The organism is Streptomyces sp. NRRL B-1347 (assembly GCF_000720325.1).
In the GTDB taxonomy this organism is placed as follows: domain Bacteria; phylum Actinomycetota; class Actinomycetes; order Streptomycetales; family Streptomycetaceae; genus Streptomyces.
Genome location: NZ_JOJM01000070.1, coordinates 18,759 through 44,473, shown reverse-complemented (window position 1 = coordinate 44,473; position 25,715 = coordinate 18,759). Strand labels below are relative to the sequence as shown.

Sequence of the window (25,715 nt, the reverse complement as noted above, 5' to 3'; positions counted from 1 at the left end):
GCCGCGGGGGCCACGGGGGCTGTGGAGGGCGCAGGGGCCGCAGGGGCCACGGGCGCGGCGGGCGCCGGGGCGGCCGGGGCCGTGCCGTACGCGGGCGTGCCGTGCGCCGGGGTGGTGATCGGGTGCTGCACGGGCGGAGCGGGGGCCCAGGGGCCGGGCTCGCCGTACGGCGGGGTGCTGTACGGGTCGGGGTCGTGCAGCGGCCTGGGGCGGTCGGCCGTCGGGGCGTCCCCGGGGACCGGTGCTCCGCCCGGTGCCCCGGCCGGGGAGCCGGGGGCCGGGGGCTGGGCCTCGGGCGTACCGGAGGGGCGGGACGCGTCCGCCTCTCCGCGTGGCCCCGTGCCCACGTCTCCGCCCGGCCCCGTACCCACGACCTCGTCCATGCTCTCCCCACAACTGCCCCACGGCGGACGCCGATTCCGTGCCCGTCGGGCACACCGGGGAATTCAACCAGGTCCGCGCGCCGGACGTCAGTGGATCTCGGCCGTGCCCCGTCGCTGGGCGAGGCCGGGGGGAGGCGTCGCCCGGGGTGCCGCGTCCGCCGCGGCGTTCAGCGTGAGGCCGGTGGCGGGGACGCCCGGTCTCTCCGGGTCGTCCGGGGCGGCGGCGCGCACCAGGGGCGACATCACTCCGGCACCGGCGAGCAGCGGGGCCGTGAGGTGCTGGGGCGTGGGCGTGGCCGGTCCGGGCGCACCGGAGAGCAGCGGCACGGCGGCCGTGGTCGGTGCGGGCGCCTGGGGCCGCTGGCCCTGGACGGAGAAGGGGCTGCTGCCGCGGCGGCGCGTCGACTCGGGGGCCCCGGTGGCGGGGGTGGTCTGGGAGCGCGGCGGCGAGGCGTTGCTGTTCGTGCCCGAGCCGCCCGCGCGCTGGTCGGCGGAGCCGAGCGGAGCGCTCACCGTGACCCCGCCGAGCGCTATCGCGGCGAGGGACACGGCTCCGGCGGCGGCGAAGGCGAACCGTCGCCCCCGCCAGCCGGAGCGCTCGGCCTCGGTCCTGCCGACGGCGTGTATCCGGAAGCCGCGCTGCTCGCTGGGGAGCACCGCCGCGTGGGCGCCCGAGGGCACGTACTCCAGCAGGGGGTCGGGGCGCGGGCCGCCGACGGAGAACACACCGCCGCCCGGCAGGCCCGTCGTCCCGGACGAGCCGGTGGCGAAGCCGTCGTCGACGGGGGTGCGCGGGCCGCCCTGGCCCTCGATGTCGTCGAGGCTCATGCCCGGGAGGTTCTGCAGCCGGGCGAGGAAGCTCTCGCTGGGCGGCGGGGCCGCCGTCTGCGCGAACACGCTCTTGAGCCGGCGCTGGGCGTCGGCTTCCGTCTTGCACGTAGGACAGGTGGCCAGATGGGCGAGCACTCGCTCGCGCGCGTCATGACCGAGCTCACCGTCGACCAGCGCGGCGAGCCGGTCCCCCAGGTGCTGCTCGGCGAAATGCCGCTCGGCAGGATTGGACCGTGATCCACTCACGCGGTCGCGCCCCCTCCTCCCAGCGCCACGGCACCGGTGACGGCGAGCGAACGGCGCTCGGCGCGGGCCTCGGGTGAACGGTGCTGGAGCGCCTTGCGGAGCTGGGAGCGGCCACGGTGGATACGGCTGCGGACCGTACCGAGCTTGACGCCCAGGGTGGCGGCGATCTCCTCGTACGAGAGGCCCTCGATGTCGCACAGGACGACGGCGGCGCGGAACTCGGGCGCCAGGGTGTCGAGCGCCTGCTGGACGTCCGCGTCGAAGTGGGTGTCGTTGAACACCTGCTGGGGCGACGGCTCACGGCTGGGGAGGCGCTCGGCGGCGTCGTCCCCGAGGGCGTCGAACCGGATGCGCTGCTTGCGGCGCACCATGTCCAGGAAGAGGTTCGTGGTGATGCGGTGCAGCCAGCCCTCGAAGGTGCCGGGCGTGTACGTCGACAGGGAGCGGAAGACGCGGACGAAGACTTCCTGCGTGAGGTCCTCGGCGTCGTGCTGGTTGCCCGTCAGGCGGTAGGCGAGGCGGTAGACGCGGCCGCTGTGCGTGCTGACGATCTCCTCCCACGTGGGGGGAGTCCACGCCTGGGCATCCGCGTCAGCGGCAAAGGTCGCGGTCTGAGCGGAGTTAGCGCGGTCAGCGGTGTCGGTCACGGATTTCGGCCTACCCGCCAACCTGAGAAAACGCCGGAGCGCTCCTCCCCGATCCGCGGACTCGGCCGCACCTCCCCTGTCGGCTCTGGTGGTGTCCAGTGGAGCCCCTACCATAACCACCTCGCCCGTTAGCTCCGGATAAGCGTTTTTACCTAGATTTGCCTCTTGGGCGCTCGATACGACCTTCTCGATCGTGCCTTGATCCACCCGATTCCCCCGTCGGCTGCCCCCGGGCTGCCCCGGTCGGCGTCACACCTGACTAACGCACGGTCCCATCTGCGGGTTCCCGGGCCCAACGGATACAGTCACCGCCAGGCAACCACGGGGACAGGAGAGGGCCATTAGCGGCAACCGGCAGACGAGCTGGGCGTTCGCCGACGCCTTTGTCGCCGAGGACGAGGCGCTGCTCTGGGCCCGCGACCGGGCGCGGGACGCGGGGCTGCGCTCCGTGTCGCCCGGCACCGGCGCCGCGCTGCGGCTGCTCGCCGCCACCGTGGACGCCAAGGCCGTCGCCGAGATCGGCACGGGCACCGGGGTCTCCGGCATCCATCTGCTGCACGGCATGCGTCCCGACGGGGTCCTGACCACCGTCGACCCGGAGCCCGAGCGCCAGCAGTTCGCCCGGATGGCCTTCCGGGCCGCGGGCTTCGCCGGGAACCGTGCCCGCTTCATCCCGGGCCGCGCCCTCGACGTCCTGCCGCGCCTCGCCGACGGCGGCTACGACCTGGTGTTCTGCGACGGCGACCGCCTGGAGTGCCTCGACTACCTCGCTGAATCGTTGCGCCTGCTGCGGCCGGGCGGCCTCGTCTGCTTCGAGGGCGTGTTCTTCGACGGCCGCACCGTCGACTCCGGTGGAAGTAACGCGCTGTGCCGTCATTCTGCTGCGGCGCCGTCGTGGCTGGTCGCGCCCGCGCGGCGGAGCCGCAGATCGACAGGTCCCGCGCCCCTTCGGGGCGCTCCCGTACCGCAGCGGACTTCGCCGCACCCGCTTGGGTCGCGGCGGGGTCCGCCCGGGCCGCGGCAGGGTTCGCGCGGTCACCGCAGGCGTCCGCGCGCGGTGCGCGTCAAACTCGCGTATGCCTTCCGCCGTCTGTCGATCTTCCGCACACAGCACTGCCCCGGCTCGTCGTACGATGCCGGGGCAGTGGAAAAGTGTGGGCGATTGCGCGTCAGCCGACGACCTTCTTCAGGGCGTCGCCGAGTGCGTCGGCCTCATCCGGGGTCAGTTCGACGACAAGTCGACCGCCGCCTTCGAGCGGAACGCGCATGACGATGCCCCGCCCCTCCTTGGTCACCTCGAGCGGGCCGTCGCCCGTCCGCGGCTTCATGGCCGCCATGCTCGTTCCCCTTCCTGAAACCAGCTTGTCGCAGCCGACAACCCAGGTGTCACCGGCATCGAACACATTGCTTCCAGGTCATTATCCCGCATGGCGGGACCCGATGACCAACATGAGTCGGCATCGCTTGCGCAACGCGCGCCCGCAAAACCACTCAATTCGGCGATGTGGCTGCAATACTTCGCCGCCCCAGGCGCTCCTTGCGCCTCTGCTTCTTTGACGCAGGTCACATCTCCGACGGCGTACCGGTGGCCGATGATCTAGGTCATGCTGGGCGCACCGAGGCCCAGGGACACACACCCACAGGACCACCCACACAGGACCAGCGGAGGGGACCCCACCATGGCCGACACCGTGCTCTACGAAGTGAGCGACGGGCTCGCGACGATCACGCTGAACCGTCCTGACGCGATGAACGCGATGAACACCGAGGCCAAGGTGGCCCTGCGCGAGGCGGCACGCACCGCGGGCGCCGACCCCGAGGTGCGGGCGGTGCTGCTCACCGCGACCGGCCGCGCCTTCTGCGTGGGCCAGGACCTCAAGGAGCACATCGGAGTGCTCCAGGAGTCGCGCGCGTCGGGCTCCGGGCAGACCATGAGCACGGTGCGCGAGCACTACAACCCGATCGTGCGAGCGCTGACCGGCATGGCCAAGCCGGTCGTGGCGGGCGTCAACGGCGTGGCGGCGGGCGCGGGCTTCGGCTTCGCCCTCGCCGCCGACTACCGCGTGGTCGCGGACACCGCGGCGTTCAACACCTCGTTCGCCGGGGTCGCGCTGACCGCCGACTCGGGCGTGTCCTGGACGCTTTCCCGGCTGATCGGCCAGAGCCGCGCCGCCGACCTGCTGCTCTTCCCGCGCACGATCAAGGCGCAGGAGGCCCACGACCTGGGCATCGCGAACAAGGTCGTCCCGGCGGACGCGCTCGCCGACGAGGCGCGCGCGGTGGCCCGCGCGCTGGCCGAGGGCCCGACCCTCGCGTACGCGGCGCTCAAGGAGTCCCTCGCGTACGCCGCCGGGCACTCCCTGGACGAGACGCTGGACAAGGAGGACGAGCTACAGACGAAGGCGGGCGCCTCCGAGGACCACGCCATCGCCGTGCAGGCCTTCCTCGACAAGGCCAAGCCCAGCTACCTGGGCCGCTAGCGGAGCCCCTGCGGGGGCACCGCTCAGGAGCCGCTCGCCTCGCGGGCCACGCAGTCCGCGAGGTGGTCGTTCACCAGGCCGCAGGCCTGCATCAGGGCGTAGGCCGTGGTGGGGCCGATGAAGCGCAGGCCGCGCTTCTTCAGGTCCTTGGACAGGGCCGTGGACGCGTCCGTGACCGCGGGCACGTCGGTGAGCGTCCGCGGCGCCGGGCGGGTGGCGGGGTCCGGTGCGAACGACCAGATCAGCCGGTCGAGCTCGCCCTCGGGCCAGTCGGCGAGCACGCGCGCGTTGGCGAGAGTCGCGTCGACCTTCGCGCGGTTGCGGATGATGCCCTCGTCGGCCAGGAGCCGCTCGCGGTCGGCGTCCGTGAACTTCGCGACCGCGGCGATCTCGAAGCCGGCGAAGGCGGCCCGGAAGCCCTCCCGGCGGCGCAGGATCGTGATCCACGACAGGCCCGACTGGAAGGCCTCCAGGCAGAGGCGCTCGAACAGCGCGTCGTCGCCGTGGACGGGGCGGCCCCACTCCCCGTCGTGATAGGCCACGTAGTCCTCGGTGGACAGGCCCCAGGGACAGCGCAGGGCGCCGTCCGGGCCAGGGATCGCGTCACTCATCGGTCGTCCTCCGGTCGCTCGGCCGGGGGCGCCGCCGGGCTCTGGTCGCCGGGGGCGCCGGGGGCGCGGTCTCTCGGGCCGTACTCCCCCGGGTCCGGGGCGTCCGGGCCGCTCGGGCCGCCTGGGCCGCCGTACGTCGTGAACAGGCCGGGGCCGCCGACGGCCGTGGCCTGGACGCCCGCGAGCGCCGTCTCCAGCTCCGCGATGCGGGCGTCCCGCTCGGCCAGCTCCGCGCCCAGGCGGTCGAGCGCCTCGTCCACGTCCACCATGCGGTAGCCGCGGACGGTCATCGGAAAGCGCACCGCGTCCACGTCGGCCCGGCGCAGCGGGCGGTCCGGCGGCAGCGGGTCGGCGAAGCGCTCCGGCGGCACGTCCGGCAGGGCGCCGCCCTCGGAGCCGCCGAGGACGGCCAGCGTCACCGCGGCGACCACCACCACGAGAGCGACGACCAAGAACAGGAACATGACCATCTGTGCGGGTCCCCACGCTCGGATGCCGACCGCGGCCGGTCGGCACGGAACTGTTGGCTAACTGTCTGGCTCCGATCGTGCCATGCGCCTCTGACAGTTAAGGTCGCAGGCGGCGACGGCCACGTGGTCCGCCACGTAACGAAAGGGAGGCGCACAGGGGATGCTCAAGCTGGGCACGCGCGTGTTCGAGGCGCATGAGCCGGTCATCATGGCGATCGTGAACCGGACCCCGGACTCCTTCTACGACCAGGGCGCCACGTTCCGCGACGAACCCGCCCTCGCGCGCGTGGAGCAGGCCGTGGCCGAGGGCGCCGCCATCATCGACATCGGCGGCGTCAAAGCCGGTCCCGGCGAGGAGGTGACCGCCGAGGAGGAGGCCCGCAGGACCGTGGGGTTCGTGGCCGAGGTGCGGCGGCGCTTCCCCGACGTCGTCATCAGCGTCGACACCTGGCGGCACGAGGTCGGCGAGGCCGTGTGCGACGTCGGCGCCGATCTGCTCAACGACGCGTGGGGCGGGGTCGACCCCAAGCTCGCGGAGGTCGCCGCGCGGTACGGGGTGGGGCTCGTGTGCACCCACGCGGGCGGCGTGGAGCCGCGGACGCGGCCGCACCGGACGCGGTACGAGGACGTCGTCGCCGACATCCTGCGGGTGACGGTCGGACTCGCCGAGCGGGCCGTGGAGTTGGGGGTCCCCCGGGAGTCCGTGCTCATCGACCCCGGGCACGACTTCGGGAAGAACACGCGGCACTCCCTGGAGGCGACGCGGCGGCTCGGGGAGCTGGTGGACACGGGGTGGCCCGTGCTCGTGTCGCTCTCCAACAAGGACTTCGTCGGGGAGACCCTGGACCGGCCGCTCAAGGAGCGGCTTGTGGGGACGCTGGCCACGACCGCGGTGTCCGCGTGGCTCGGGGCGCAGGTGTACCGGGTCCACGAGGTGGCGGAGACGCGGCAGGTCGTGGACATGGTGGCGACGATCGCCGGGCATCGGCCGCCCGCGGTCGCCCGCCGGGGCCTGGCGTAGTCCCCGTGGCGCCCCGGACGGGCTGCTTCCAGTCCGTCCGGGGCGCGTGCGGGGCTAGCGGCCGACTTCCTTCGTCACCAGGCTGACCGCCTCGTCCACGTCGTCCGTCACGTGGAACAGCAGCAGGTCGTGCTCCGAGGCCTTGCCCTGGGCGACGACCGTGTCGCGGAGCCAGTCGACGAGGCCGCCCCAGTAGGCGGAGCCGAAGAGGACGATGGGGAAGCGGGTCACCTTGCGGGTCTGGACGAGGGTGAGCGCCTCGAAGAGCTCGTCGAGGGTGCCGAGCCCGCCGGGGAGCACCACGAACCCCTGCGCGTACTTCACGAACATCGTCTTGCGGACGAAGAAGTAGCGGAAGTTGACCCCGATGTCGACGTGCGGGTTGAGCCCCTGCTCGAAGGGCAGCTCGATGCCGAGTCCGACGGAGACGCCCTTCGCCTCGCGGGCCCCCTTGTTGGCGGCCTCCATCGCCCCGGGCCCGCCTCCGGTGATCACCGCGAAGCCCGCCTCGACGAGGGCCCTGCCGATGCGGGTCCCCGCCTCGTACTCCGGGGTGCCGGGGCGGGTGCGGGCCGAGCCGAAGACGCTGATGGCGCTCGGCAGTTCGGCGAGGGCGCCGAAGCCCTCGACGAACTCGGACTGGATGCGCATGACCCGCCAGGGGTCGGTGTGCACCCACTCGGAGTCGCCGCCCTCGGTGTCAAGGAGCCGCTGGTCGGTGGTGCCGGGCGTGATCTGTTCACGGCGCCGCACCACCGGCCCCAGGTGCTGCTCCTCCGGCGGACCCTGCGCTTCCGGATTGCCCATGAACATCCCCTTCCACTGCCGGTCGAGGCGCGGCCCGGTGGCCCCGGCCGCGCCCAACTCACTCGTTGTGCCACTTCAGCGTAGGTCTACGGGCGTTACGCGCGGCGTAATTCCACGAGGCGGCCGGGTTCAGGAGGTGAGCCAGGCGCGCAGCTTGGCCTCCGCCTCGGGGATCAGGGAGGCCTTGACCCGCTCGTTCACCTTGTGCGCGAGGAGCGGGTCGCCGGGGCTGTAGTTGACGGCGGGCACGCCCAGGGCGCTGAAGCGGGCGACGTCGGTCCAGCCGAACTTGGGCCGGGCCTCGGCCTCGACGGCCGCCAGGAAGGCCTGTGCGGAGGGGTGCGTGAGGCCGGGGCGCGCGCCGCCCGTGTGGTCGTCGACGACGAACTCGTCGATCCCGCAGTCGGCGAAGTAGTCGCGGACGAAGGCCTCCGCCTCCTCGGGCGTGCGGTCGGGCGCGTAGCGGAAGTTCACGACCACCGTGCAGGCGTCGGGGATGACGTTGGTCGCGACGCCGCCCTCGATGCCGACGGCGTTGAGGCCCTCGTGGTACTGGAGGCCGTCGACGACCGGCGTGCGCGGCTCGTACGCGGCCAGCTTCGCGAGGATCGGAGCGGCCGCGTGGATGGCGTTGGAGCCCATCCACGCGCGCGCGGAGTGGGCCCGCTCCCCCGTCGTCTTCAGGTGGACCCGCAGCGTGCCCTGGCAGCCGCCCTCGACCTGGCCGTCGGTGGGCTCCAGGAGCACCGCGAAGTCGCCCGCGAGCCAGTCGGGGTGGGCATCGGCGACGTGCCCCAGGCCGTTGAGGTGCGCGGCGACCTCTTCGTTGTCGTAGAACACGAAGGTGAGGTCGCGGTTGGGCTCGGGCACGGTCTGGGCGATGCGCAGCTGGACGGCGACGCCGGACTTCATGTCGCAGGTGCCGCAGCCCCACAGCACGCCGTCCTCGTCCAGGCGCGAGGGCACGTTCCCGGCGATCGGGACGGTGTCGATGTGACCCGCGAGGATGACGCGCTCGGCGCGGCCCAGGTGGGTGCGGGCCACGACGTTGTTGCCGTGCCGGTCGACCGTCAGGTGGGGCAGGGCGCGCAGCGCGGTCTCGATGGCGTCCGCGAGCGCCTTCTCCTGGCCGCTGGGGGACGGGAAGTCGACGAGCGCGGCCGTCAGCGCGGCGGCGTCCACAGTGAGGTCGAGCGGCGGCTGGGCCGGGGTCTGATCCATGGCTTCGACCCTAACTCTCCGCAACTCCCCGCTCCGGATCGCCTCCAGTCCGGGCCCGCAGCCGCACACCCGGCCCGTCTCTCTCCGTGCCCGTTTCGGCACTGTCAGTCCGCTCCAGTACCTTGGTGCGCGTGTCCGAGCCGTCCCCCCTCGTCCGGCGCGGCCGCCTCCCGCGCGCCGGGGCGGCCCTGGCCGCGCTGCTCGCCGTCGTGGCCTACGTAGTGGTCCAGTACGTCTCCGGGAGCCGTTCCGACCCCCGGTGCACGGTCGTGTCGGGCAACGGCGACGGGGCGACGTACGAGATGAACGCGGAGCAGGCCGTCAACGCCGCGACCATCGCCGTCGTCGGCACCCGGCGCGGCATGCCGGAGCGCGCGGTGACGATCGCCCTCGCGACCGCCCTCCAGGAGTCGGGCCTGCGCAACATCCGCCACGGCGACCGGGATTCGCTCGGCCTGTTCCAGCAGCGGCCCTCGCAGGGCTGGGGCTCCGAGCGGCAGATCATGGACCCGGTGTACGCGTCGGTGCGGTTCTACGACCACCTCAAGGACGTGCCCGGCTACTCGCGGCTGCCGCTGACGGTCGCCGCCCAGCGCGTGCAGCGCAGCGGCTTCCCGCAGGCGTACGCGAAGCACGAGCCGGACGCGGCGCTGCTCGCCGCCGCGCTCACCGGGCGCACGCCCGCGACGCTCAGCTGCCAGGGCCTGCCGGGCATCGACCCGGGCGGCCCGGACGAGGTGCGGCGGGCGCTCGCACGGGACTTCGGGCGGGGCGTGCTGCCCGAAGGCGCGCCCGCACGCGGGCGCGTGCTGAGCGTTCCCGTCACCGGGGCGAACGGCGCCTCACCGGAAAGCGGCACTCCGCAGCGCGGCTGGGAGCTGGCGCACTGGGCCGTGGCCAACGCGACGGCGCTGCACATCGAGCGGGTCTCGTACGGGGACCTGGAGTGGCAGGCCGGGGATTCCGGCGCGCTGTGGCGCACGACCGGTGCGCGCACCCGCGAAGTCCGAATCGTCGCTGGGCAGTAGTGCGGAAGGGTCCCTCGAATGAGGGACGGCGATTGCTGCACGGAGACGCTCCGCGGTCCTCTTCGGGCGAGTGCGGCACCTTCCTCAAATTCCTTGAGAACAAGGGGTGTTGAGCGGGCCGTTCGACATTTTCACGAATGGTGTTTGCCCGAATTTATCCGCAGCCGATAATGCGACGCATTGCCAACTCTTTACGTTGGCCCACCGCAACCTTCGGGAGCTTCGAGCGGTAGTCACTGCGTCTGACGCCGGAGATCCTCCGGTCGGACACCTCACCTTCCCCTCCCGCTAAGGAGCATCATGTCCCTCCCCCTGACCCGCCGGATCGCCCGTGCCGCGCTGCTCGTCGCGGCAGGAGTGGCGCCCGTGGTCGGTGCGGCCGGCTCCGCGAACGCCGCCGACCTGCCGGACCCGTCCAAGCTGGGCGGGCTGAGCGCCGTCGACCCGAGCAGCCTGGGCGACACGGTCGACGGTGCGACGCAGAAGGCCAGTGGCGTCGCGACGGAGGCCGGGAGCAAGGCCGTCAAGAAGGGTGTGCCGACCGCGGGCAAGGCGGTGGGCAAGGGTGCGAAGACGACGACGCCTGCGGCCAAGGGGGCGGCGGACGACGTCACCGAAGGGGCGGGTGAGGTGCTCGGGGACACGACGGGCAAGGGGCTGCCGACCGAGCAGCTGCCGGTGAAGAGCCTGCCGCTGGGCTGACCCTCCGGGTCCGGGTACGCGGAAGGGGCGCGGGGAGCCGAATGGCTCCCCGCGCCCCTTTGCGTTGCCCGTTGCGCGCCGTCGTGGGCTGTGCCCACCCGTTCCCCCCCCTGGGCGGACCAGGTGCCCACAGCGGGAGCGGGGAGGGGGAAGGGGGGGCGGACCGGGTGCCCCCCCCAGCGGGGCGGCTGGACTAGCTCAGGCGGGCCACCGCTGCTGCCACTCGTTCGTCCGTTGCCGTCATCGCCACGCGGACGAAGCGGTCGCCCGCCTCGCCGTAGAAGTCGCCGGGGGCCACGAGGATGCCGAGGGAGGCCAGGTGGGCGACCGTGGTCCAGCAGGACTCGTCGCGGGTGGCCCACAGGTACAGGCTCGCCTCGCTGTGCTCGATGCGGAAGCCGTGCCGGACGAGGGCCTCGCGGAGGGCGGCGCGCCGGGCCGCGTAGCGCTCGCGCTGCTCCTGGACGTGGGCGTCGTCCCCGAGGGCCGCGATCACGGCGGCCTGCGTCGGGGCGGACGTCATCATCCCGCCGTGCTTGCGGATCTGCAGGAGGTCACCGAGCACGGCGGCGTCACCGGCGACGAACGCCGCGCGGTAGCCCGCGAGGTTCGAGCGCTTGGAGAGGGAGTGGACCGCCACGATGCCCTCGTACGAGCCGCCGCAGACGTCCGGGTGCAGGACCGACACCGGGTCGGCCTCCCAGCCGAGTTCCAGGTAGCACTCGTCGCTGACCAGGAGGACGCCGTGCTCGCGCGCCCAGGCCACGACGCGGGTCAGCGTGTCCTTTGACAAGACACGGCCGGTCGGGTTGGAGGGCGAGTTGAGCCACAGGAGCTTCAGGCCCGTGGGGTCGAGCTCCAGCGGGTCCTCGTACGTCAGGTACTCGGCGCGGGCCAGGCGCGCGCCGACCTCGTACGTGGGGTAGGCCAGGCGCGGGTAGGCGACCTTGTCGCCGGGGCCGAGGCCCAGCTGGGTGGGGAGCCAGGCGACGAGCTCCTTGGAGCCGACGATCGGCAGCACGTTGTGGTGGGTGAGGCCGCGGGCGCCGAGGCGGCGGCCGCACCAGCCGGTGATCGCGTCGCGCAGCTCGGGCGTGCCCCACACCGTGGGGTAGCCCGGCGAGTCGGCGGCCGCGACGAGTGCCTTCTGGATGAGCTCGGGCACCGAGTCGACGGGGGTGCCGACCGACAGGTCGACGATGCCGTCGGGGTGCGCCGCCGCCGTCTCCTTGTACGGCTCGAGCTTGTCCCAGGGGAACGTGGGAAGACGGTCCGAGACTGCTGACACGAGAGGGCTCCAGGCGGTGCGGTACGGAGGGGTTGTACAAACGCCCCGGCCCCGTACAGCGGACGTGGCCGTACGGGACCGGGGCGGCGCTCAGGCGGCCGCTTACTGGTTCTGCGGCGGCAGCGCTGCGACGAAGGGGTGGTCGCGCTCGATCAGGCCGAGCTTGCTGGCACCACCGGGCGAGCCGAGCTCGTCGAAGAACTCGACGTTCGCCTTGTAGTAGTCCTTCCACTCCTCAGGAGTGTCGTCCTCGTAGAAGATCGCCTCGACCGGGCAGACCGGTTCGCAGGCTCCGCAGTCGACGCATTCGTCCGGGTGGATGTACAAGGACCGGTTGCCCTCGTAAATGCAGTCGACCGGGCACTCCTCGATGCACGCCTTGTCCTTGACGTCGACACAAGGCTGCGCGATGACGTAGGTCACGCTGTCGTTCCTCCTCGATACGGGCGTTGGCGGGCCGTCCTCAGGCTCCGCTCGCCTGGCGCGCGGGAGCGCGGCGTCGTCGATGCCCGCACCTAGTATCTCCGTTCCCGGGCAAGATCCGAACAGGAGGGGCGTACAGAGCTGTGGAATTCACTGCGGGCGGACGGCTCGAGGTCCGAATCACCCCTTCTGACGTGGGTAAACGCGTATCGGTTCGACGTGTGAGCGAGGCGGGCGCCCCGGGCGCCCGGTTCACCGACACGGTGGGTGTTCTCACATCATGGGACGCCGGTGTGTTGGTGATCACACGCAAGAGTGGCGAGGCTGTCCGGATTGCGGAGAGTGCCCTGGTCGCGGGAAAGGTCGTGCCGGCCGCGCCCGCGCGCCGACGGGGGCCCGCCGCGACGTACGAGGAGCTGGCGCGGGCCGGGGCGCGCTCCTGGCAGCCCGTGGAGAGCGAACGCCTCGGCTCGTGGACGCTGCGGGCCGCCTCCGGCTTCACCCGGCGGGCCAACTCCGTGCTGCCCATCGGCGATCCGGGCCGCCCCCTCGACGACGCGCTTGCGCGGGTGCGGAGTTGGTACGCGGACCGGGGCCTGCCCGCGTACGTACAGGCGGCGACCGGCGCGGACGACGTGCAGGAACGGCTCTGCGCGGAGCTCGAACGGCGCGGCTGGGCGCGGGAGGTGACCACGGAGGTGCTGGTCGGCGCGCTCGCCCCGATCGGGGACCTGCCCGTCGACACCGGGCGCGTGACGCTGTCGCGGAGCGTCGACGAGGCGTGGCTGCGGCGGTACCAGCGGGCCGGGGTGCCGGGACCACATGTGGTTCAGGTACTGACGAGCGGGCCTTCGGTGTGGTTCGCTTCCGTGCCCGGCGACGCGGGCGCGCCGACGGCGATCGGACGGTGCGTGGTCGACGGGCGGTGGGCGGGATTCATGGCAGTGGAGGTGGACCCGGCGGTGCGGCGGCAGGGCCTGGCCACGGCCGTGATGGCGGCGCTCGCGCGGCGGGCGCTCGACGAGGGGGCGTCGGCCGCCTGGCTCCAGGTGGAGGAGGACAACGGCGGCGCGCGGGCGCTGTACGACGGGATGGGATTCGCCGTCCACCACCGTTACCACCACTACCGGGAGCCCGGTCGGCCCGGAGCGTGAGCGGCGACGGGAAGCCTCGGCGGCCGCGGCCCCGCGGCCGGTCGCCCCAGGACCGGGCGCGGCGGCGCATCCGGCGGCGTACGCGTACGACGAAGACAGCACGGGAAGCAGCACCCCGGCACCACCCCTCGGCCCGGCCGGGCCCACACAGAAACGACAGAGGCACGGATGCGCGCACAGCCCGCGAAGTCCAGTGAATGGCGGCGCAGATTCGCCGACGAGGCCAGGTCCGAGCGGCCCGACCTGTCCCTGCTGTGCCTGCTGCTGAGCGGGGAGGCGGACCCGGAGCTCGACGAGGCGGGCATCGACGCGGCGCAGATCGAGCTGGACGCGCTCGCCGGGCAGCTCCCCTACCGGCCGGGCGGGGCGCACGCGTGGGCGACGGCGGTGTCCGAGCTGCTCGGGGGGCGGCACGGCTACCACGGCACGGCGACGGACTACCAGCGCCTGGAGTCCTCGCTGCTGCACGAGGTGCTGCGGCACAAGAGGGGCCTGCCGATCCTGCTGTCCGTGGTGTGGATCGAGGTGGCGCGGCGGGCGGGCGCCCCGGTGTACGGCGTCGCGCTGCCCGGGCACTTCGTGGTCGGCTTCGGCGGCCCGGACGGGTACGGCGGCACGGAGCAGGTGCTCGCCGACCCGTTCAACGGCGGGCGGCTGCTGAGCCGCGAGGACGCGGAGCAGCTGGTGGCGCAGACGACGGGCGGCAAGCTCAACCCCTCGCTCCTGACGGCCGCCGCCCCGCTGAACATCATGCTGCGCATCCTCAACAACATCCGGGCCTGGGCCGCGGCCCGCTCCGAGCGCTCCCACGTGGCGCTGTGGGCCCTCGAACTGTCCCTCCTGCTGCCCTCGCACCCGGCCCGGCTGCGCTACGAGCGGGCGCAGCTGCTCGTCGAGCGCGGCGACTTCATGGAGGGGGCCCGGGGCCTCGACGAGTACGCCGACGTCGTCGAGTCGATCGAGCCCACCACGGCGGACCGCGTCCGCCTCCAGGCCCGCGCGGCCCGCGCCAAGCTCAACTGACCCCGCGCGGGGCGCCCCGCCGCATCCATGGGCGCGCTCCGGTTGAGGCGCCCCCCGCCGGGCACCACCGTCCTATGCATCCGTGGCGTCGAGCCTTCGCGGCGGAGGCCGGGTCCGAGCGGCCCGACCTCGCGCTGCTGTGCCTGCTGATCGGCACGGAGGCGGACCCCGCGCTCGACGGGACCGGCATGGCGGCGGCGCGGCGCCAGCTGGACCTGCTCGCGCGGCGGCTGCCGCCGAGCCCGGGCGGGCCCCGCGCCTGGGCGGCCGCGCTCTCCGAACTGCTCGGCGGGCGCTTCGGGTTCGCCGGGCGGCCCGGTGACTACCAGCGCCTGGAGTCGGCCCTGCTGCACCGCGTCCTGCGGCGCAGACGCGGCCTGCCGATCCTGCTGTCCGTGCTGTGGATCGAGGTGGCGCGGCGCGCGGGCGCCCCGGTGTACGGCGTCGCGCTGCCCGGGCACTTCGTGGTCGCCTTCGGCAGCCCGGACGCGTACCCGGGCGAGGGCTGTGGCGCGTACGACTCCTGCGGCGGCCAGGGCGGGTGCGAGGAGCGCGTGCTCGCCGACCCGTTCGGCGGAGGGCGCCTACTGAGCTGTACGGATGCGCGGCTGCTGGTCGCGGGCGCCACCGGGGCGCCGCTGGAACCGGCGATGCTACGGCCCGCGCAGCCGCACGAGATCGTACTGCGCGTCCTGAACAACATCCGGGCCTGGGCCGCGGCCCGCCCCGAGCGCTCCGACGTCGCCCTGTGGGCCGTGGAGCTGTCGCTGCTGCTTCCCGCGCCCGCGGACCGGCTGCACTACGACCGGGCCCAGCTCCTGGTCCAGCGCGGCGACTTCCGCGCCGGCGCCGGCGAGCTGGAGACCTACGCCGACGCGCTCGGCCCGAGCGACGCGGTGGCGGCCGAGCGGGTGCGGCGGCAGGCGCGGGCCGCCCGGGCGCGGCTCAACTGAGGCCCGTCGGGCGGGAGTTCACAGCCAGCCCTTGTCCCGGGCGACCCGCACCGCCTCCGCGCGGTTGCGCGCGGCGAGCTTCTGGATGGCCGTCGACAGGTAGTTGCGGACGGTGCCCTGGGACAGGTGGAGCGCGGCGGCCAGCTCGGCGTTGGTGGAGCCGTCGGCGGCGGCGCGCAGGACCTCCCGCTCGCGGTCGGTCAGCGGGTTGGCGCCCTCGGCGAGGGCGGCCGCGGCCAGCGTGGGGTCGATGACGTGCTCGCCCGCGAGGACGCGGCGCACGGCGTCGGCGAGCTGGGCCGCGGGCGCGTCCTTCACCAGGAAGGCCACGGCCCCGGCCTCCATGGCGCTGCGCAGATAGCCGGGGCGGCCGAAGGTGGTGAGGACGACGACCTTCACCGCGGGCAGGGCGGCGCGCAGCTCCGCCGCCGCCTCGATGCCCGTGCGGCCCGGCATCTCGATGTCGAGGAGCGCCACGTCCACGGGGTGGGCGCGGGCGGCGGCGAGCACCTCGTCGCCGCGCGCCACCTGGGCGACGACCTCGATGTCCGGCTCCAGGCCGAGCAGTGCCGCGAGCGCCTCGCGGACCATGGACTGGTCCTCGGCGAGCAGCACGCGGACGGGGCCGCCGGTGGCCGTGAGGCCGCTGGTGTCACGGGCGTCACCGGGGCCGGAGGAGTCGGCGGGGCTGTGCGTGCCGGTCATGCGGGTGATCCTAGAGCGGTCGCGGCGGCGGCCGCCGCCGGGTCCGCCGTCAGCGGCACGCGCGCGGCGAGCCGGAAGCCGCGGCCCTTGCGTCCGCCGCCGGAGCCCACCTCCAGGACGCCGCCGACGGCCTCCAGGCGCTCGGTGAGCCCGGTCAGGCCGTTGCCGTGGCCGGTGCCCGCCGCGGGGCCCACGCCGTCGTCCTCCACGGCCAGTTCGAGCACGGGGCCCGCCAGGGTCTGGCGGCGGGTGAGCGTGACCGTGCAGTGGCTCGCCCCGCTGTGCCGCACGACGTTCGTCACGGCCTCGCGCAGCGCCCAGGCGAGCGCGGCCTCCCGCTCCTCGTCGGGCGCGTGCGGGGCCTCGGGCGCCGCCAAGGGGATGGTGGCCTCGACGCCCGCGGCGGTCAGCGCGGTACGGGCCCCGGCGAGCTGGCCGGGCAGGGTGAGCCTGCGGTAGCCGGTGACCGCCTCGCGGACGTCCACCAGGGCCTGGCGGCTGACCTGCTCGATGTCGGCGACCTGCTGGGCGGCCCGGTCCGGGTGGTCGGGCAGCATCCGCCCGGCGAGCTCGCTCTTCAGCGTGATCAGCGAGAGGGAGTGGCCGAGCAGGTCGTGCAGGTCGCGGGCCAGGCGCAGGCGCTCCTCGTTCGCGGCGAGCTGGGCGACCGTGGCCCGGGCCTGGCGCAGCTGCACGGTCGTCCGGATCAGATGGCGGACGCCGGTCATCGCGAAGCCGACGAGGAAGGTCGTCACGCCGAGCCCGGTGACCAGGTCCGCCGCGCCCACGCCCTGGGCGTACACGCCGATCGCCACCATCGCCCCGGTGACGGCCGGGACCACCCACAGGGCCTGCCCCATCGGCAGGACCGCGCCCGCGGACACCGCGACGTACACCCACAGGCCGAGCCAGGCCGAGTCCATCCAGGTGGACAGGGCGGCCGCGAGGAGGACGAGGGCCGCGTACGTCACGTACACCCAGCACCAGGTGAGCACCCGCGTCGTGTACCGGAAGACCAGGGTGAGGTAGCACGCGACGAACGCGGCGAGCCCGAGGGAGCCGAGGACCGTCGCCGCCGTGGAGCGGCCGCCGTCGGCCAGGTCCTTCACCGGTGCCGCCATGAAGACCAGCCAGATGCCGATCCAGCCGGCCTTCGCGCGGGCCGCGCGGCGGTCCGTGGCGGGCTGCCCGAAGCTGTGCAGGGGGTGGCGGTCCTCGATGTCGAGTGGTTCGTTCACGCCTTCAGTGTGTCCTTCCGGTACAGCCAGGCCGCGCCCACGGCGAAGGCCGCGAAGTACGCGACGAGCAGGACGACGTCCTTGGCGTGCGGGGCGCCGCCCAGCTCGATGGCGCGGCCGAGCGCCGCGTACGCGTGCGTGGGCAGCCACTCGCCGAGGGTCTGGAGCCAGTGCGGGAACGTCGTCGAGGGCATCCACAGGCCGCCGAGGACCGAGAGCGTGAAGTACAGGATCATCGCGATCGGCCGCGCCGTGTCGCTGGTGGCGAGGTAGCCGACGGCCACGCCGAGCGCGGCGAAGCACAGGCTGCCCGCCCAGATCGAGCCGGTCAGGGCCAGCCACTGCCAGACGTCCAGGCGGACGCCCTTGACGGCGGCGCCGGCCGCGAAGACCACGACGATCGACGGCAGGCTGACGACGGCGGCGCTGGCCGTCTTGGCGAGCACGTAGCCGCGGCCCGGCAGGCTGGTCAGGCGCAGCTGGCGCACCCAGCCGCTCTCGCGCTCCTTGGCGATGCGCTCGCTGTTGCCCATCAGGACGGCGGTGAGCGCCCCGAAGGAGGCCATGGACACCATCAGGTACGCGGGCACGCTCAGGCCGCCGCTGTGGGGCATCTTGACGTCGGCGTCCTGGCCGCCCGCGGTGATGAGGAAGAGCAGCGCGGGGAAGAGCACCGAGAAGAACAGGAACTTCCGGTTGCGCAGGGAGCGCTTGATCTCCAGCTTGACGAGGGCGGCGGAGGAGAAGCCCGCCGCGCCCCGCCGGGCGCCCGCCCGTGCCCTCGTCGTGTGCGTCGCCGTCGTCGTGTGCGTCGCCGTGGTCACGTCGGTCTCCGTGGTCGTGTGGGGGTGCGGGATGGTGCCGGTGTTCCGGATGGCGCCGGTGCGGGCCGTGGTGGAGGTGCCGGTCATGCCGTCCTCGCCTCCTCGGCCGCGGTGATCGCGACGAAGGCCTGCTCCAGGCCGAGGCCCGCGACCTCCAGGTTGCGGGGGTAGACGCCCAGGCCGTACAGCGCGTGCACGGTGGCGTCGGCGTCGGTGGACTGCAGCCGGACCGTGCGCCCGGACACGTCGAGCGCGCTGACGTGCGGAAGTCCGCGCAGCTCGGCGGCAATGTCCCCGCCGGGTCCCGTCAGCTCCGCCAGGTCGAAACTGACCTTGCGGGCGCCCGCGCGCGCCTTGATCTCCGCGGCGGTGCCGTCGGCGAGGAGGCGGCCGCGGTGCAGCACCAGGACGCGGTCCGCGATCGCGTCGGCCTCCTCCAGGTAGTGCGTGGCGAACAGGACCGCGCGGCCCTGGTCCGCCTGCTCCCGCATGGTCGCCCAGAACGCCTGGCGGGCGCTGACGTCCATGCCGGTGGTCGGCTCGTCCAGGACGATCAGGTCGTTGGCCCCCGCGGTGGCGAGCGCGAACCGGACGCGCTGCTCCTGGCCGCCGGAGAGCCGGTTGACCTTGCGGTCGGCGATCTGCGTGATGCCCGCGTGCGCGAGGACGTCGTTCACGCGGTACGGCCGCGGGTGCAACGCGCAGGCGAGGCGCACCAGTTCGCGCACCGAGACCTCGTCCATGAGGCCGCCGCTCTGCAGCATCGCCCCGACGCGGCCCGCGGTGATCGCCTCGCGCGGTCCGGTGCCGAACACGCTGACCGTGCCGCTGTCCGGGCGGCGCAGGCCGAGGAGCAGGTCCAGGGTGGACGACTTGCCCGCGCCGTTCGGCCCGAGCAGCGCCACCGTCTCGCCGGGCCGCAGGTCGAGACTGAGGCCGTCGACGGCCCGTACGTCGCCGTAGGACTTGGTCACCGCGTCGAACCGCACGGCGCTCACCGAGGCCTCCGAGGGGCCCGCCGCCGTTGTCACTGTCGTCGTCATGTGCATCATCGTCGCTGGTCAGAGCGGTGTGACGGCAGTGTCGGGTGTGGTGACATCCGCATGACAGATGTCATGCGGGAGGGGTGACCGACGGCGCCGGGCCCTGACGACAGCGCCCCGAAGGGGCGCGGGGAACTGCGCGACCAGCCGCGACGGACCCGCAGTCAACCGACGGGCCCATCGCGGCAGATCCAGCGAAGCTAACTCGCGTTCGTTTCGATCACGCCGATCCGCTCGGCGGGCGTCTTGCCGCGCAGCGCCTTGCCCATGGCCTGGGCGACGTCGGTCGGCTGGACCGGCGTCTTCTTGCCGTTGCCGCGCTGGATCAGGACGCCGTCGAAGGTGCTGCCGTAGAGCGCCTTGAGCGCCTTGAGGTCGTACGTCTCGACGAGCTTGCCGTCCACGACCTTCACGCCGAGGACCTGCGGCAGCGACCGCGCCGGGCCGAGCGGGATGCCGCCGCCCGCGCCCGCCTTGATGGTGACGTTGGCGGACATGGCGGGCTTGGCGAACTCCCGCATGAACCGGTCGACCTCGGCGTCCGAGACGGTCGGCTTCCGGTTCGTGACGGGCACCGCGACGCTGCCCGCGCTGCCGGTCTCGACCTGCTTCTTGTACGCCTCGGCGACCGCGGCCGACGCCTTCTCGGCGTCGATGCCCTTGCCCGCCCTGCCGTGCACGGCGACGGCCTTGCCGGGCTCGAACTTGACCGTGCCCTCCTTGGCGGAGCCGGAGCCGCCCGCGGCGCGCTCCAGGGCGGCGGCCAGCTTCTCCTCGTCGACGGGCATCTCGGGCTCGACGACGCGCTCGCCGCCGAACAGGCCGCCGATCACCGACACCGGGTTGTAGTCGCTGCCCGCGGCGGAGCGGACCGTGGCCTGGCTGTCGAGCGTGAGCCCGGCCTGGTCCGGCTTGAGGGTGACCGTGTCGCCGCCGACCGTCAGCTTGAGCGGCTTGTTGACGCGCTCGCCGAGGGCCGCGTCGAGCTTCTTGACGGCCTCGTCGCGGGTGCCGCCGCCGATGTCGACGCCGAGGACGGTGGTGCCCTTGGGCACGTCCGCGTGGTTCATCAGGAGGCCCGCGCCGTACGCGCCGCAGCCGATGACCACGACGAGACCGGCGAGCATCACCAGCTTGCTGCGGCCCTTCTTCTTGGCCTTCTTGGCCGCAGGGGCGGCCGGGGCCTTCTGCTGCACGGGCTCGGGCAGCTTCGGGGGCGTGTGCGGCACCGGTCCGTCACCGGGCGCGCCGGGCGCGAACGGCGAGTTCTGGGCGGGCGGGACGACCGGGATGCCGCTGTTCAGGGTGTCACCCGAGACGTTTCCTCCGGGGACACCGGGGACGCCTGGGACACCGGGCACTCCAGGGGCGCCCTGGCCGCTCTGGCCGCCCGGGATCCCGGGGCCGCCGGGCGCGGGCGGCCGGGTGCCGCCGGGGCCGCCCGCGCCGGGCACGGGCTTCTGCGGCGTGAGGATCGCGGTGTCGTCGCTGAGACGGCCGGGGCCGCCCGGGCCGCCGGGGTCCGCGGGACCGGTCGCGAAGGGGTCGGTGCCGGTCCCGTACGGGTCGGCGGCGCCGGCCCCGTACGGGCCGGGCTCGGCCGGGGGCTCCGGCGTCAGCATCGGGCCGTCACCGGTCACCGGTCCCCCGGTGGGACCGGCGGGCCGGTCGTCGCCGGAGTAGTACGGGAGGTCGTCGCGGTGCGGCTCCCCGCCGGAGCCGAGCGGTCCGGCCGCCACGGCGGCGGAGACGTCGTAGCCCCCCGTGCCGGAGTCACCCGAACCGGTGCCCGAAGAGGGAGAAGGGGTCGCCGGGGTGGACGGACCCTTGGGCGAGGCCTTGCGCGGCGCGAACCAGTCGCTCGCGGGCTCCCCGCCGTCGTCACCGGAAGCGGAACCTCCGGCGGGCCCCGCGGACGCCTGCGGAACGGCACCGCCGTTCACCGTGCCACCGGGGGCGGGCGCGACCGGAGCGGGTCCCGACAGCGCCGAAGCGGACCCGCCCGGGCCCGCGGCGGTGTCGTCCAGGCCCTGCGGTTCCGTGCCTCTGTCCCCGTCGGCGTCCCCGACCGGCGTGCGCATCACGACGGGCGGGATGGGACGCGATCCGGGGATGTTGATCCGGATGCGGGTGGTCAGGGTGGTCTCGGTCTTCGGTTCGTCGGAGCGCCGGTCGCCGGGCCCGAGCCCGGCGCCGTCCGGTCCGCCGTCCGGGCCGACGCCCTGAGCGGGCGAGCCGTACGGCGGCGTCCCCGACGGGTACGCGGCTCCCGCGCGCCCGTGAGGACCGGAGGACGAACTGTCAGTTTCACGACTCAAGGCAGGTTCTCCTGGTTGGCTCCGCCGCCCGTCTCGACCACTCGGGCGGCTCGGCGGCGCGCACCACCATACTGGCCGCCGTCGGCAGGCATCCCGTGACCGGCGTCAAACCCCTGCCGGGGACGGTCTCAAGTGGTACGTCACTTGCCAAGTCGGGCGTCGGACGCGCCTGGTTGCGGCCGCTGCCAGAGCGTGGCACACATCACAGCCACGCCCATGCCGCCGAGCAGGAAGACGTACGAGCCGAGTCCGGCCCCGAACACGAAGTCGCCCTCCGGGCGGGTCGCCGTGAGCAGCATGACGGCGGCGAGCCACCCTCCGGCGGGCGCGAGGGCCCCGGCTCTGGTGCCGGTGGCGCGCGAGCCGCCGTAGAAGGCACCGGCGGCTCCGGCGAGCGCGAGCAGCAACCCGCCGGGGAACCAGCCCTGTTGGACGAGCGCCCCCGCGACCCCGACGAAGGCGCCGAGCAGGAAGAGCGCGACGTACGCCACGATCCGGGCGGCGTTCAGCGGCTGGGCGAGGAAGCTGCCGGGCACGGCGGCGGCCGCCGCGCCGGAACCGGCGGCCGGGGACGGCTTCGCGGGCCGGGCGGGCTTCGCAGCGGACTTCGTGGCGGACTTCGCAGCAGACTTGCCGGACTTGCCGGACTTGCTGGACTTGCCCGAGTCGGCCGACTCGGCGGCGGACGAGGCCCTGGATCGCGTGCTCACTGGTCCATCCCTTCGGTGCCGAGCCCGGCGAACAGATCGGTCTCGCGCGCGCCGGGCGCCGCCCCCGACTCGCCCCGCACCAGCTCGTAGTACTCGGTGGCGAAGATCGGCTGGGCCAGGCCGTTCGACAGCGCGAACAGCGGCTCGCGCACCTCGATCTGGGTGGCGTGGGCCCGCATCGCCGCGGCCTTGGCGGCGCCGAAGGCGGGCCCGCCGATCTCCGCGGTGATCCGCTCGTCGTCCGTCACGCCCGGCACGTCGGCCGTGCTCGCGGCGGCCGTGAAGGGCGAGGCGGGCAGCGCGTCCGCGAGGCGCCGGAAGCCCTCCTCGACGACCGGGCGCGGCACGCGGTTCCAGTAGACCTTGGCGACCGCGTGCGGCGCGCCCAGGTCGGTGCGGAAGCCGGGCTCGGCCGCGAGGTCCACGGCGCGCATGGCGACGCGGTGCGCCTGGATGTGGTCGGGGTGGCCGTAGCCCCCTTCGGGGTCGTAGGTGACGAGCACCTGCGGCCGCACCTCGCGGATCACCTCGACGAGGTGTGCCGCGGCCTCGTCCACGTCGGCGGCCCAGAAGGCGCCGGGACGGTGGTTCTGCTCGACGCCCATCATCCCGGAGTCGCGGTAGCGCCCGGCGCCGCCGAGGAAGCGGTGGTCCGTGACGCCGAGCTCCTTCATCGCGGCGGCCAGCTCCCCGACGCGGTACGCGCCGAGCGCGTCCTCGCGGTCGGGGGCGAGGTGCGCGAGCTCCGCCGGGATGACCTCGCCCTCCTCGCCGAGCGTGCAGGTCACCAACGTGACACGGGCACCGGCGGCCGCGTACGCGGCCATCGTCGCGCCGTTGTTGATCGACTCGTCGTCGGGGTGCGCGTGCACGAGCAGCAGGCGCCGGGCGGGCAGTTCCGTCATGGGAACAGCCTACGAGCCCGGCGCACCCGCCCCCGCCCGCACGGCGCACGTCCGCCCCGTGGCGCCGGTCGGCCGGCGCCACGGCAGCGGTGGAGACACCTCAGGGGTCGATGTCCTCGATCACGCCCGCCAGGTTCGTCGACAGTTCGTCGATGGTTGGCGCCACCGACGAACTGGCCAGGTAGAACCCGAGCAGGGCGCAGACGATCGCGTGGATCATCTTGAGCCCCTGCTTCCGCACCAACATGACCACGATGATGGCCAGCAACAGCACCACCGAGACCGACAGCACCACGCCGGATCACCTCCCACTTCCCCGAGCCTCACCCCTGCCTCGCCGGCGGAGTCCTCCACCCGTGCCAGCAAGGTCCTACCCACCACGCGCTACGGATCATAACTATCCGTGGAATCACATGAGTCGGAGCACCGAAACACGGGGGGCGCATCACACTTAGGCTCGGAGGATGACCACCCAGAACCCCGAGACCGCCGAGAACTCCGAGCGGCCCGAGACCACGCCGGGCGCCGCCGCGCAGCGGCTTTCGTTCCCGCGCCGGCACGCCCGTACGCAGCGCTTCTCCCTCGGGACGCCGCGCGCGTTCACGATCGCGCCGGACGGCTCCCGCGTCGTCTTCGTCCGCTCCGCGTCCGGCACGGACCGCGCGAACCAGCTGTGGGTCCTCGACCTCGCCGCCGACGGGTCGCCCGTGGAGCGCGTCGCCGCCGATCCGCAGGCCCTGCTCGGCGGCTCGGCCGAGCACCTCTCCGCCGCCGAGCGGGCGCGCCGGGAGCGCAGCCGCGAGGGCGGTGCCGGAGTCGTCGGGTACGCCACGGACGCGGCGGTGGAGCTGGCGGCGTTCGCCCTCTCGGGCCGTCTCTTCGCCGCTGAGCTGCGCGCGGGCACGGCGCGCGAGCTGCCCGTGCCGGGACCGGTGATCGACCCGCGCCCGTCGCCGGACGGCCGGCACGTCGCGTACGTCGCCGAGGGCGCGCTGCGCGTCACGGGCGCCGACGGCGGGGCGGACCGGGCGCTCGCGGAGCCGACGGGCGACGAGGCCGGCACGGTGACGTACGGGCTCGCCGAGTTCATCGCGGCCGAGGAGATGCAGCGCTCCCGGGGCTTCTGGTGGTCGCCGGAGTCCGACCGGCTCCTGGTCGCGCGGGTCGACGACGCCCCGGTGCGGCGCTGGTGGATCGCCGATCCCGCGCATCCGGAGCGGGAGCCGGAGCAGGTCGCGTACCCCGCGGCGGGCACGCCCAACGCGGACGTGCGGCTCTTCGTGATCGGCCTCGACGGCAGCCGTACGGAGGTCGTCTGGGACCGCGAGCGCTATCCGTACCTGGCCCGCGTGCACTGGTCGGCGAGCGGGGCGCCGCTGCTCCTCGTCCAGGCCCGGGACCAGCGCAGCGCGCTGTATCTGGCCGTGGACCCCGGCACCGGGGCGACGCGGATGGTGCACGCCGACGAGGACGAGGACTGGCTGGAACTGTTCCCCGGCGTGCCCTGCTGGTCCCCCAGCGGGCAGCTCGTGCGGATCGCGGACGAGGGCGGCGCGCGGGTCCTCGCGGTCGGCGAACGGCCGCTGACGGGACCGCAGCTGCACGTCCGCGCCGTGCTCGACGTGACCGACGACTCGGTGCTGGTCTCGGCGTCGGCGGGCGAGGCCGCCACCGAGCAGGCCCTCGGCGAGGTGCACGTCTACCGCGTCAACGAGCTCGGCGTGGAGCGGGTCTCGCAGGAGCCCGGGGTGCACTCGGCGGTCCGGGCGGGCGACGTCACGGTGCTTGTTTCGGCCACGCTCGACCACTACGGCTCACGGGTCCGCGTGCTGCGCGACGGCAAGCAGATCGCGACCGTCGTCTCCCACGCGCAGCAGCCGGGGCTCACCCCGCGCGTGACGCTCACCGAGGGGGGCGCACAGAGGATTCCGTGCGCCGTCCTGCTTCCGACGGGGTACGACCCGTCCACCGGAACGCGGCTCCCCGTCCTCCTGGATCCGTACGGCGGCCCGCACGCCCAGCGGGTGCTCAGCGCGCGGAACGTGTTCCTCACCTCGCAGTGGTTCGCCGACCAGGGCTTCGCGGTCGTCGTCGCCGACGGACGCGGGACGCCGGGCCGCTCGCCCGCCTGGGAGAAGGCCGTCAAGGGCGATCTGACCCGCACCCTCGACGACCAGGTGGAGGCCCTGCACGCGCTCGCCGAGCGCTTCCCGCTCGACCTGGACCGCGTCGCCATCCGCGGCTGGTCCTTCGGCGGCTACCTCTCGGCGATGGCGGTCCTGCGCCGCCCCGACGTCTTCCACGCGGCGGTGGCCGGGGCACCGGTGACGGATCTGCGCCTGTACGACACGCACTACCAGGAGCGGTACCTGGGCGACCCGCACACCTCGCCCGAGGCCTACCGCACCAGCTCCCTGGTCGCCGACGAAGGGCTCGTCGACGCCGCCGAGCCGCACCGGCCGCTGCTGGTCATCCATGGCCTCGCCGACGACAACGTGGTCGTCGCGCACTCGCTGCGGCTGTCCTCCGCGCTGCTCGCGGCCGGGCGGCCGCACGAGGTGCTCCCCCTCTCCGGGGTCACGCACATGACGCCCCAGGAGCAGGTCGCGGAGAACCTCCTGCTGTTCCAGGTCGACTTCCTGAAGCGGTCCCTCGGCCTGTAGGCGGTGACGACCGGCCGGGGT

25 protein-coding genes and 2 pseudogenes are annotated in these 25,715 nt (G+C 73.9%); 9 read left to right on the top strand and 18 right to left on the bottom strand.

The window, feature by feature from the left end; translation table 11 throughout:
* From IG74_RS52405 to sigE, 3 genes and pseudogenes are all read right to left on the bottom strand, one after another.
* Positions 1-383 (bottom strand): annotated as a pseudogene (locus IG74_RS52405) (protease); the annotation flags it as partial.
* Between the two features lie 87 nt (positions 384-470).
* A complete protein-coding gene (locus tag IG74_RS0137360; protein WP_051856196.1) occupies positions 471-1,460 on the bottom strand; it encodes a zf-HC2 domain-containing protein in 990 nt (329 codons plus the stop codon).
* Positions 1,457-2,221: an RNA polymerase sigma factor SigE gene (gene sigE, locus IG74_RS0137355; RefSeq protein ID WP_199818946.1), complete on the bottom strand. Its 765-nt coding sequence runs from the start codon at positions 2,219-2,221 to the stop codon at positions 1,457-1,459. The genes IG74_RS0137360 and sigE overlap by 4 nt, the downstream gene beginning before the upstream one ends.
* 160 nt (positions 2,222-2,381) lie before the next feature.
* On the opposite strand from sigE, the pseudogene IG74_RS50060 reads away from it, so the two are divergent.
* Positions 2,382-2,972, top strand: a pseudogene (locus IG74_RS50060) (O-methyltransferase); the annotation flags it as partial.
* 304 nt (positions 2,973-3,276) lie between these two features.
* Here the strand turns inward: IG74_RS50060 and IG74_RS50055 are convergent.
* Positions 3,277-3,444 carry a DUF3117 domain-containing protein gene (locus IG74_RS50055; protein WP_003966491.1) on the bottom strand — a complete coding sequence of 56 codons (168 nt, stop codon included), beginning with the start codon at positions 3,442-3,444 and terminating at the stop codon, positions 3,277-3,279.
* Between the two features lie 342 nt (positions 3,445-3,786).
* Here IG74_RS50055 and IG74_RS0137340 point away from each other — a divergent pair, with 342 nt between their 5' ends.
* A complete protein-coding gene (locus IG74_RS0137340; RefSeq protein ID WP_030686535.1) occupies positions 3,787-4,587 on the top strand; it encodes an enoyl-CoA hydratase/isomerase family protein in 801 nt (266 codons plus the stop codon).
* Between the two features lie 23 nt (positions 4,588-4,610).
* Here the strand turns inward: IG74_RS0137340 and IG74_RS0137335 are convergent, their stop codons facing one another.
* Both IG74_RS0137335 and IG74_RS46600 read right to left on the bottom strand, forming a co-directional pair.
* Positions 4,611-5,198 (bottom strand): DNA-3-methyladenine glycosylase I, encoded by a 588-nt coding sequence (locus IG74_RS0137335; RefSeq protein ID WP_030686532.1) that lies wholly within the window; start codon positions 5,196-5,198, stop codon positions 4,611-4,613.
* Complete coding sequence (locus tag IG74_RS46600; protein ID WP_078869389.1) at positions 5,195-5,668, bottom strand: DivIVA domain-containing protein; 474 nt, start codon at positions 5,666-5,668, stop codon at positions 5,195-5,197. Before IG74_RS46600 ends, IG74_RS0137335 begins: the two co-directional genes overlap by 4 nt.
* Before the next feature lie 160 nt (positions 5,669-5,828).
* Here IG74_RS46600 and folP point away from each other — a divergent pair, with 160 nt between their 5' ends.
* A complete protein-coding gene (gene folP / locus IG74_RS0137325; RefSeq protein ID WP_030686528.1) occupies positions 5,829-6,689 on the top strand; it encodes a dihydropteroate synthase in 861 nt (286 codons plus the stop codon).
* A gap of 54 nt (positions 6,690-6,743) precedes the next feature.
* Here the strand turns inward: folP and IG74_RS0137320 are convergent, their stop codons facing one another.
* Together IG74_RS0137320 and dapE are read right to left on the bottom strand one after the other, a co-directional pair.
* Positions 6,744-7,496 carry a TIGR00730 family Rossman fold protein gene (locus tag IG74_RS0137320; RefSeq protein WP_051856205.1) on the bottom strand — a complete coding sequence of 251 codons (753 nt, stop codon included), beginning with the start codon at positions 7,494-7,496 and terminating at the stop codon, positions 6,744-6,746.
* 129 nt (positions 7,497-7,625) lie between these two features.
* Positions 7,626-8,717 (bottom strand): succinyl-diaminopimelate desuccinylase, encoded by a 1,092-nt coding sequence (dapE, locus tag IG74_RS0137315; protein ID WP_030686525.1) that lies wholly within the window; start codon positions 8,715-8,717, stop codon positions 7,626-7,628.
* A 131-nt stretch (positions 8,718-8,848) separates the two neighbouring features.
* Between dapE and IG74_RS0137310 the strand changes: the two genes are divergently transcribed.
* Together IG74_RS0137310 and IG74_RS0137305 are read left to right on the top strand one after the other, a co-directional pair.
* Complete coding sequence (locus IG74_RS0137310; protein WP_030686524.1) at positions 8,849-9,745, top strand: hypothetical protein; 897 nt, start codon at positions 8,849-8,851, stop codon at positions 9,743-9,745.
* Positions 9,746-10,045: 300 nt separating this feature from the next.
* Complete coding sequence (locus IG74_RS0137305) at positions 10,046-10,447, top strand: ATP-binding protein (RefSeq protein ID WP_030686523.1); 402 nt, start codon at positions 10,046-10,048, stop codon at positions 10,445-10,447.
* 193 nt (positions 10,448-10,640) lie between these two features.
* Here IG74_RS0137305 and IG74_RS0137300 read toward each other — a convergent pair whose 3' ends face one another.
* Together IG74_RS0137300 and fdxA are read right to left on the bottom strand one after the other, a co-directional pair.
* Positions 10,641-11,735: a bifunctional succinyldiaminopimelate transaminase/glutamate-prephenate aminotransferase gene (locus IG74_RS0137300; RefSeq protein ID WP_030686522.1), complete on the bottom strand. Its 1,095-nt coding sequence runs from the start codon at positions 11,733-11,735 to the stop codon at positions 10,641-10,643.
* A gap of 102 nt (positions 11,736-11,837) precedes the next feature.
* Entirely contained in the window at positions 11,838-12,158 is a 321-nt protein-coding gene (gene fdxA / locus IG74_RS0137295) for a ferredoxin (RefSeq protein ID WP_030686520.1), read from the bottom strand.
* A gap of 143 nt (positions 12,159-12,301) precedes the next feature.
* Between fdxA and IG74_RS0137290 the strand changes: the two genes are divergently transcribed.
* The 3 genes from IG74_RS0137290 (at position 12,302) to IG74_RS0137280 (ending at position 15,288) form a co-directional block, all read left to right on the top strand.
* Positions 12,302-13,312 carry a GNAT family N-acetyltransferase gene (locus IG74_RS0137290; RefSeq protein ID WP_030686518.1) on the top strand — a complete coding sequence of 337 codons (1,011 nt, stop codon included), beginning with the start codon at positions 12,302-12,304 and terminating at the stop codon, positions 13,310-13,312.
* Positions 13,313-13,480: 168 nt separating this feature from the next.
* Complete coding sequence (locus tag IG74_RS0137285) at positions 13,481-14,335, top strand: transglutaminase-like domain-containing protein (protein WP_030686515.1); 855 nt, start codon at positions 13,481-13,483, stop codon at positions 14,333-14,335.
* 74 nt (positions 14,336-14,409) lie between these two features.
* Positions 14,410-15,288, top strand: a complete 879-nt coding sequence (locus tag IG74_RS0137280) for a transglutaminase-like domain-containing protein (RefSeq protein ID WP_030686513.1) — start codon at positions 14,410-14,412, stop codon at positions 15,286-15,288.
* Positions 15,289-15,306: 18 nt separating this feature from the next.
* Here the strand turns inward: IG74_RS0137280 and IG74_RS0137275 are convergent, their stop codons facing one another.
* The 8 genes from IG74_RS0137275 to IG74_RS0137240 form a co-directional block, all read right to left on the bottom strand.
* Positions 15,307-15,993 (bottom strand): response regulator, encoded by a 687-nt coding sequence (locus IG74_RS0137275; protein ID WP_078869387.1) that lies wholly within the window; start codon positions 15,991-15,993, stop codon positions 15,307-15,309.
* A complete protein-coding gene (locus tag IG74_RS0137270; RefSeq protein ID WP_420710007.1) occupies positions 15,990-17,231 on the bottom strand; it encodes a sensor histidine kinase in 1,242 nt (413 codons plus the stop codon). The genes IG74_RS0137275 and IG74_RS0137270 overlap by 4 nt, the downstream gene beginning before the upstream one ends.
* Positions 17,228-18,142, bottom strand: a complete 915-nt coding sequence (locus IG74_RS0137265; protein WP_078869386.1) for an ABC transporter permease — start codon at positions 18,140-18,142, stop codon at positions 17,228-17,230. The genes IG74_RS0137270 and IG74_RS0137265 overlap by 4 nt, the downstream gene beginning before the upstream one ends.
* Entirely contained in the window at positions 18,139-19,098 is a 960-nt protein-coding gene (locus tag IG74_RS0137260; RefSeq protein ID WP_030686504.1) for an ABC transporter ATP-binding protein, read from the bottom strand. Before IG74_RS0137260 ends, IG74_RS0137265 begins: the two co-directional genes overlap by 4 nt.
* 200 nt (positions 19,099-19,298) lie before the next feature.
* Complete coding sequence (locus IG74_RS0137255) at positions 19,299-21,416, bottom strand: hypothetical protein (protein WP_030686503.1); 2,118 nt, start codon at positions 21,414-21,416, stop codon at positions 19,299-19,301.
* A gap of 140 nt (positions 21,417-21,556) precedes the next feature.
* The gene (locus IG74_RS0137250; RefSeq protein WP_030686501.1) at positions 21,557-21,952 is read right to left on the bottom strand and encodes a DUF6113 family protein; all 396 of its coding nucleotides are present in this window, start codon (positions 21,950-21,952) and stop codon (positions 21,557-21,559) included.
* A gap of 170 nt (positions 21,953-22,122) precedes the next feature.
* Positions 22,123-23,031 (bottom strand): N-acetyl-1-D-myo-inositol-2-amino-2-deoxy-alpha-D-glucopyranoside deacetylase, encoded by a 909-nt coding sequence (mshB, locus tag IG74_RS0137245; protein ID WP_030686498.1) that lies wholly within the window; start codon positions 23,029-23,031, stop codon positions 22,123-22,125.
* 100 nt (positions 23,032-23,131) lie between these two features.
* A complete protein-coding gene (locus IG74_RS0137240; RefSeq protein WP_030686496.1) occupies positions 23,132-23,326 on the bottom strand; it encodes a hypothetical protein in 195 nt (64 codons plus the stop codon).
* 169 nt (positions 23,327-23,495) lie between these two features.
* Here IG74_RS0137240 and IG74_RS0137235 point away from each other — a divergent pair, with 169 nt between their 5' ends.
* Positions 23,496-25,694, top strand: a complete 2,199-nt coding sequence (locus IG74_RS0137235; RefSeq protein WP_030686494.1) for a S9 family peptidase — start codon at positions 23,496-23,498, stop codon at positions 25,692-25,694.
* The last annotated feature ends 21 nt before the right edge of the window (positions 25,695-25,715 follow it).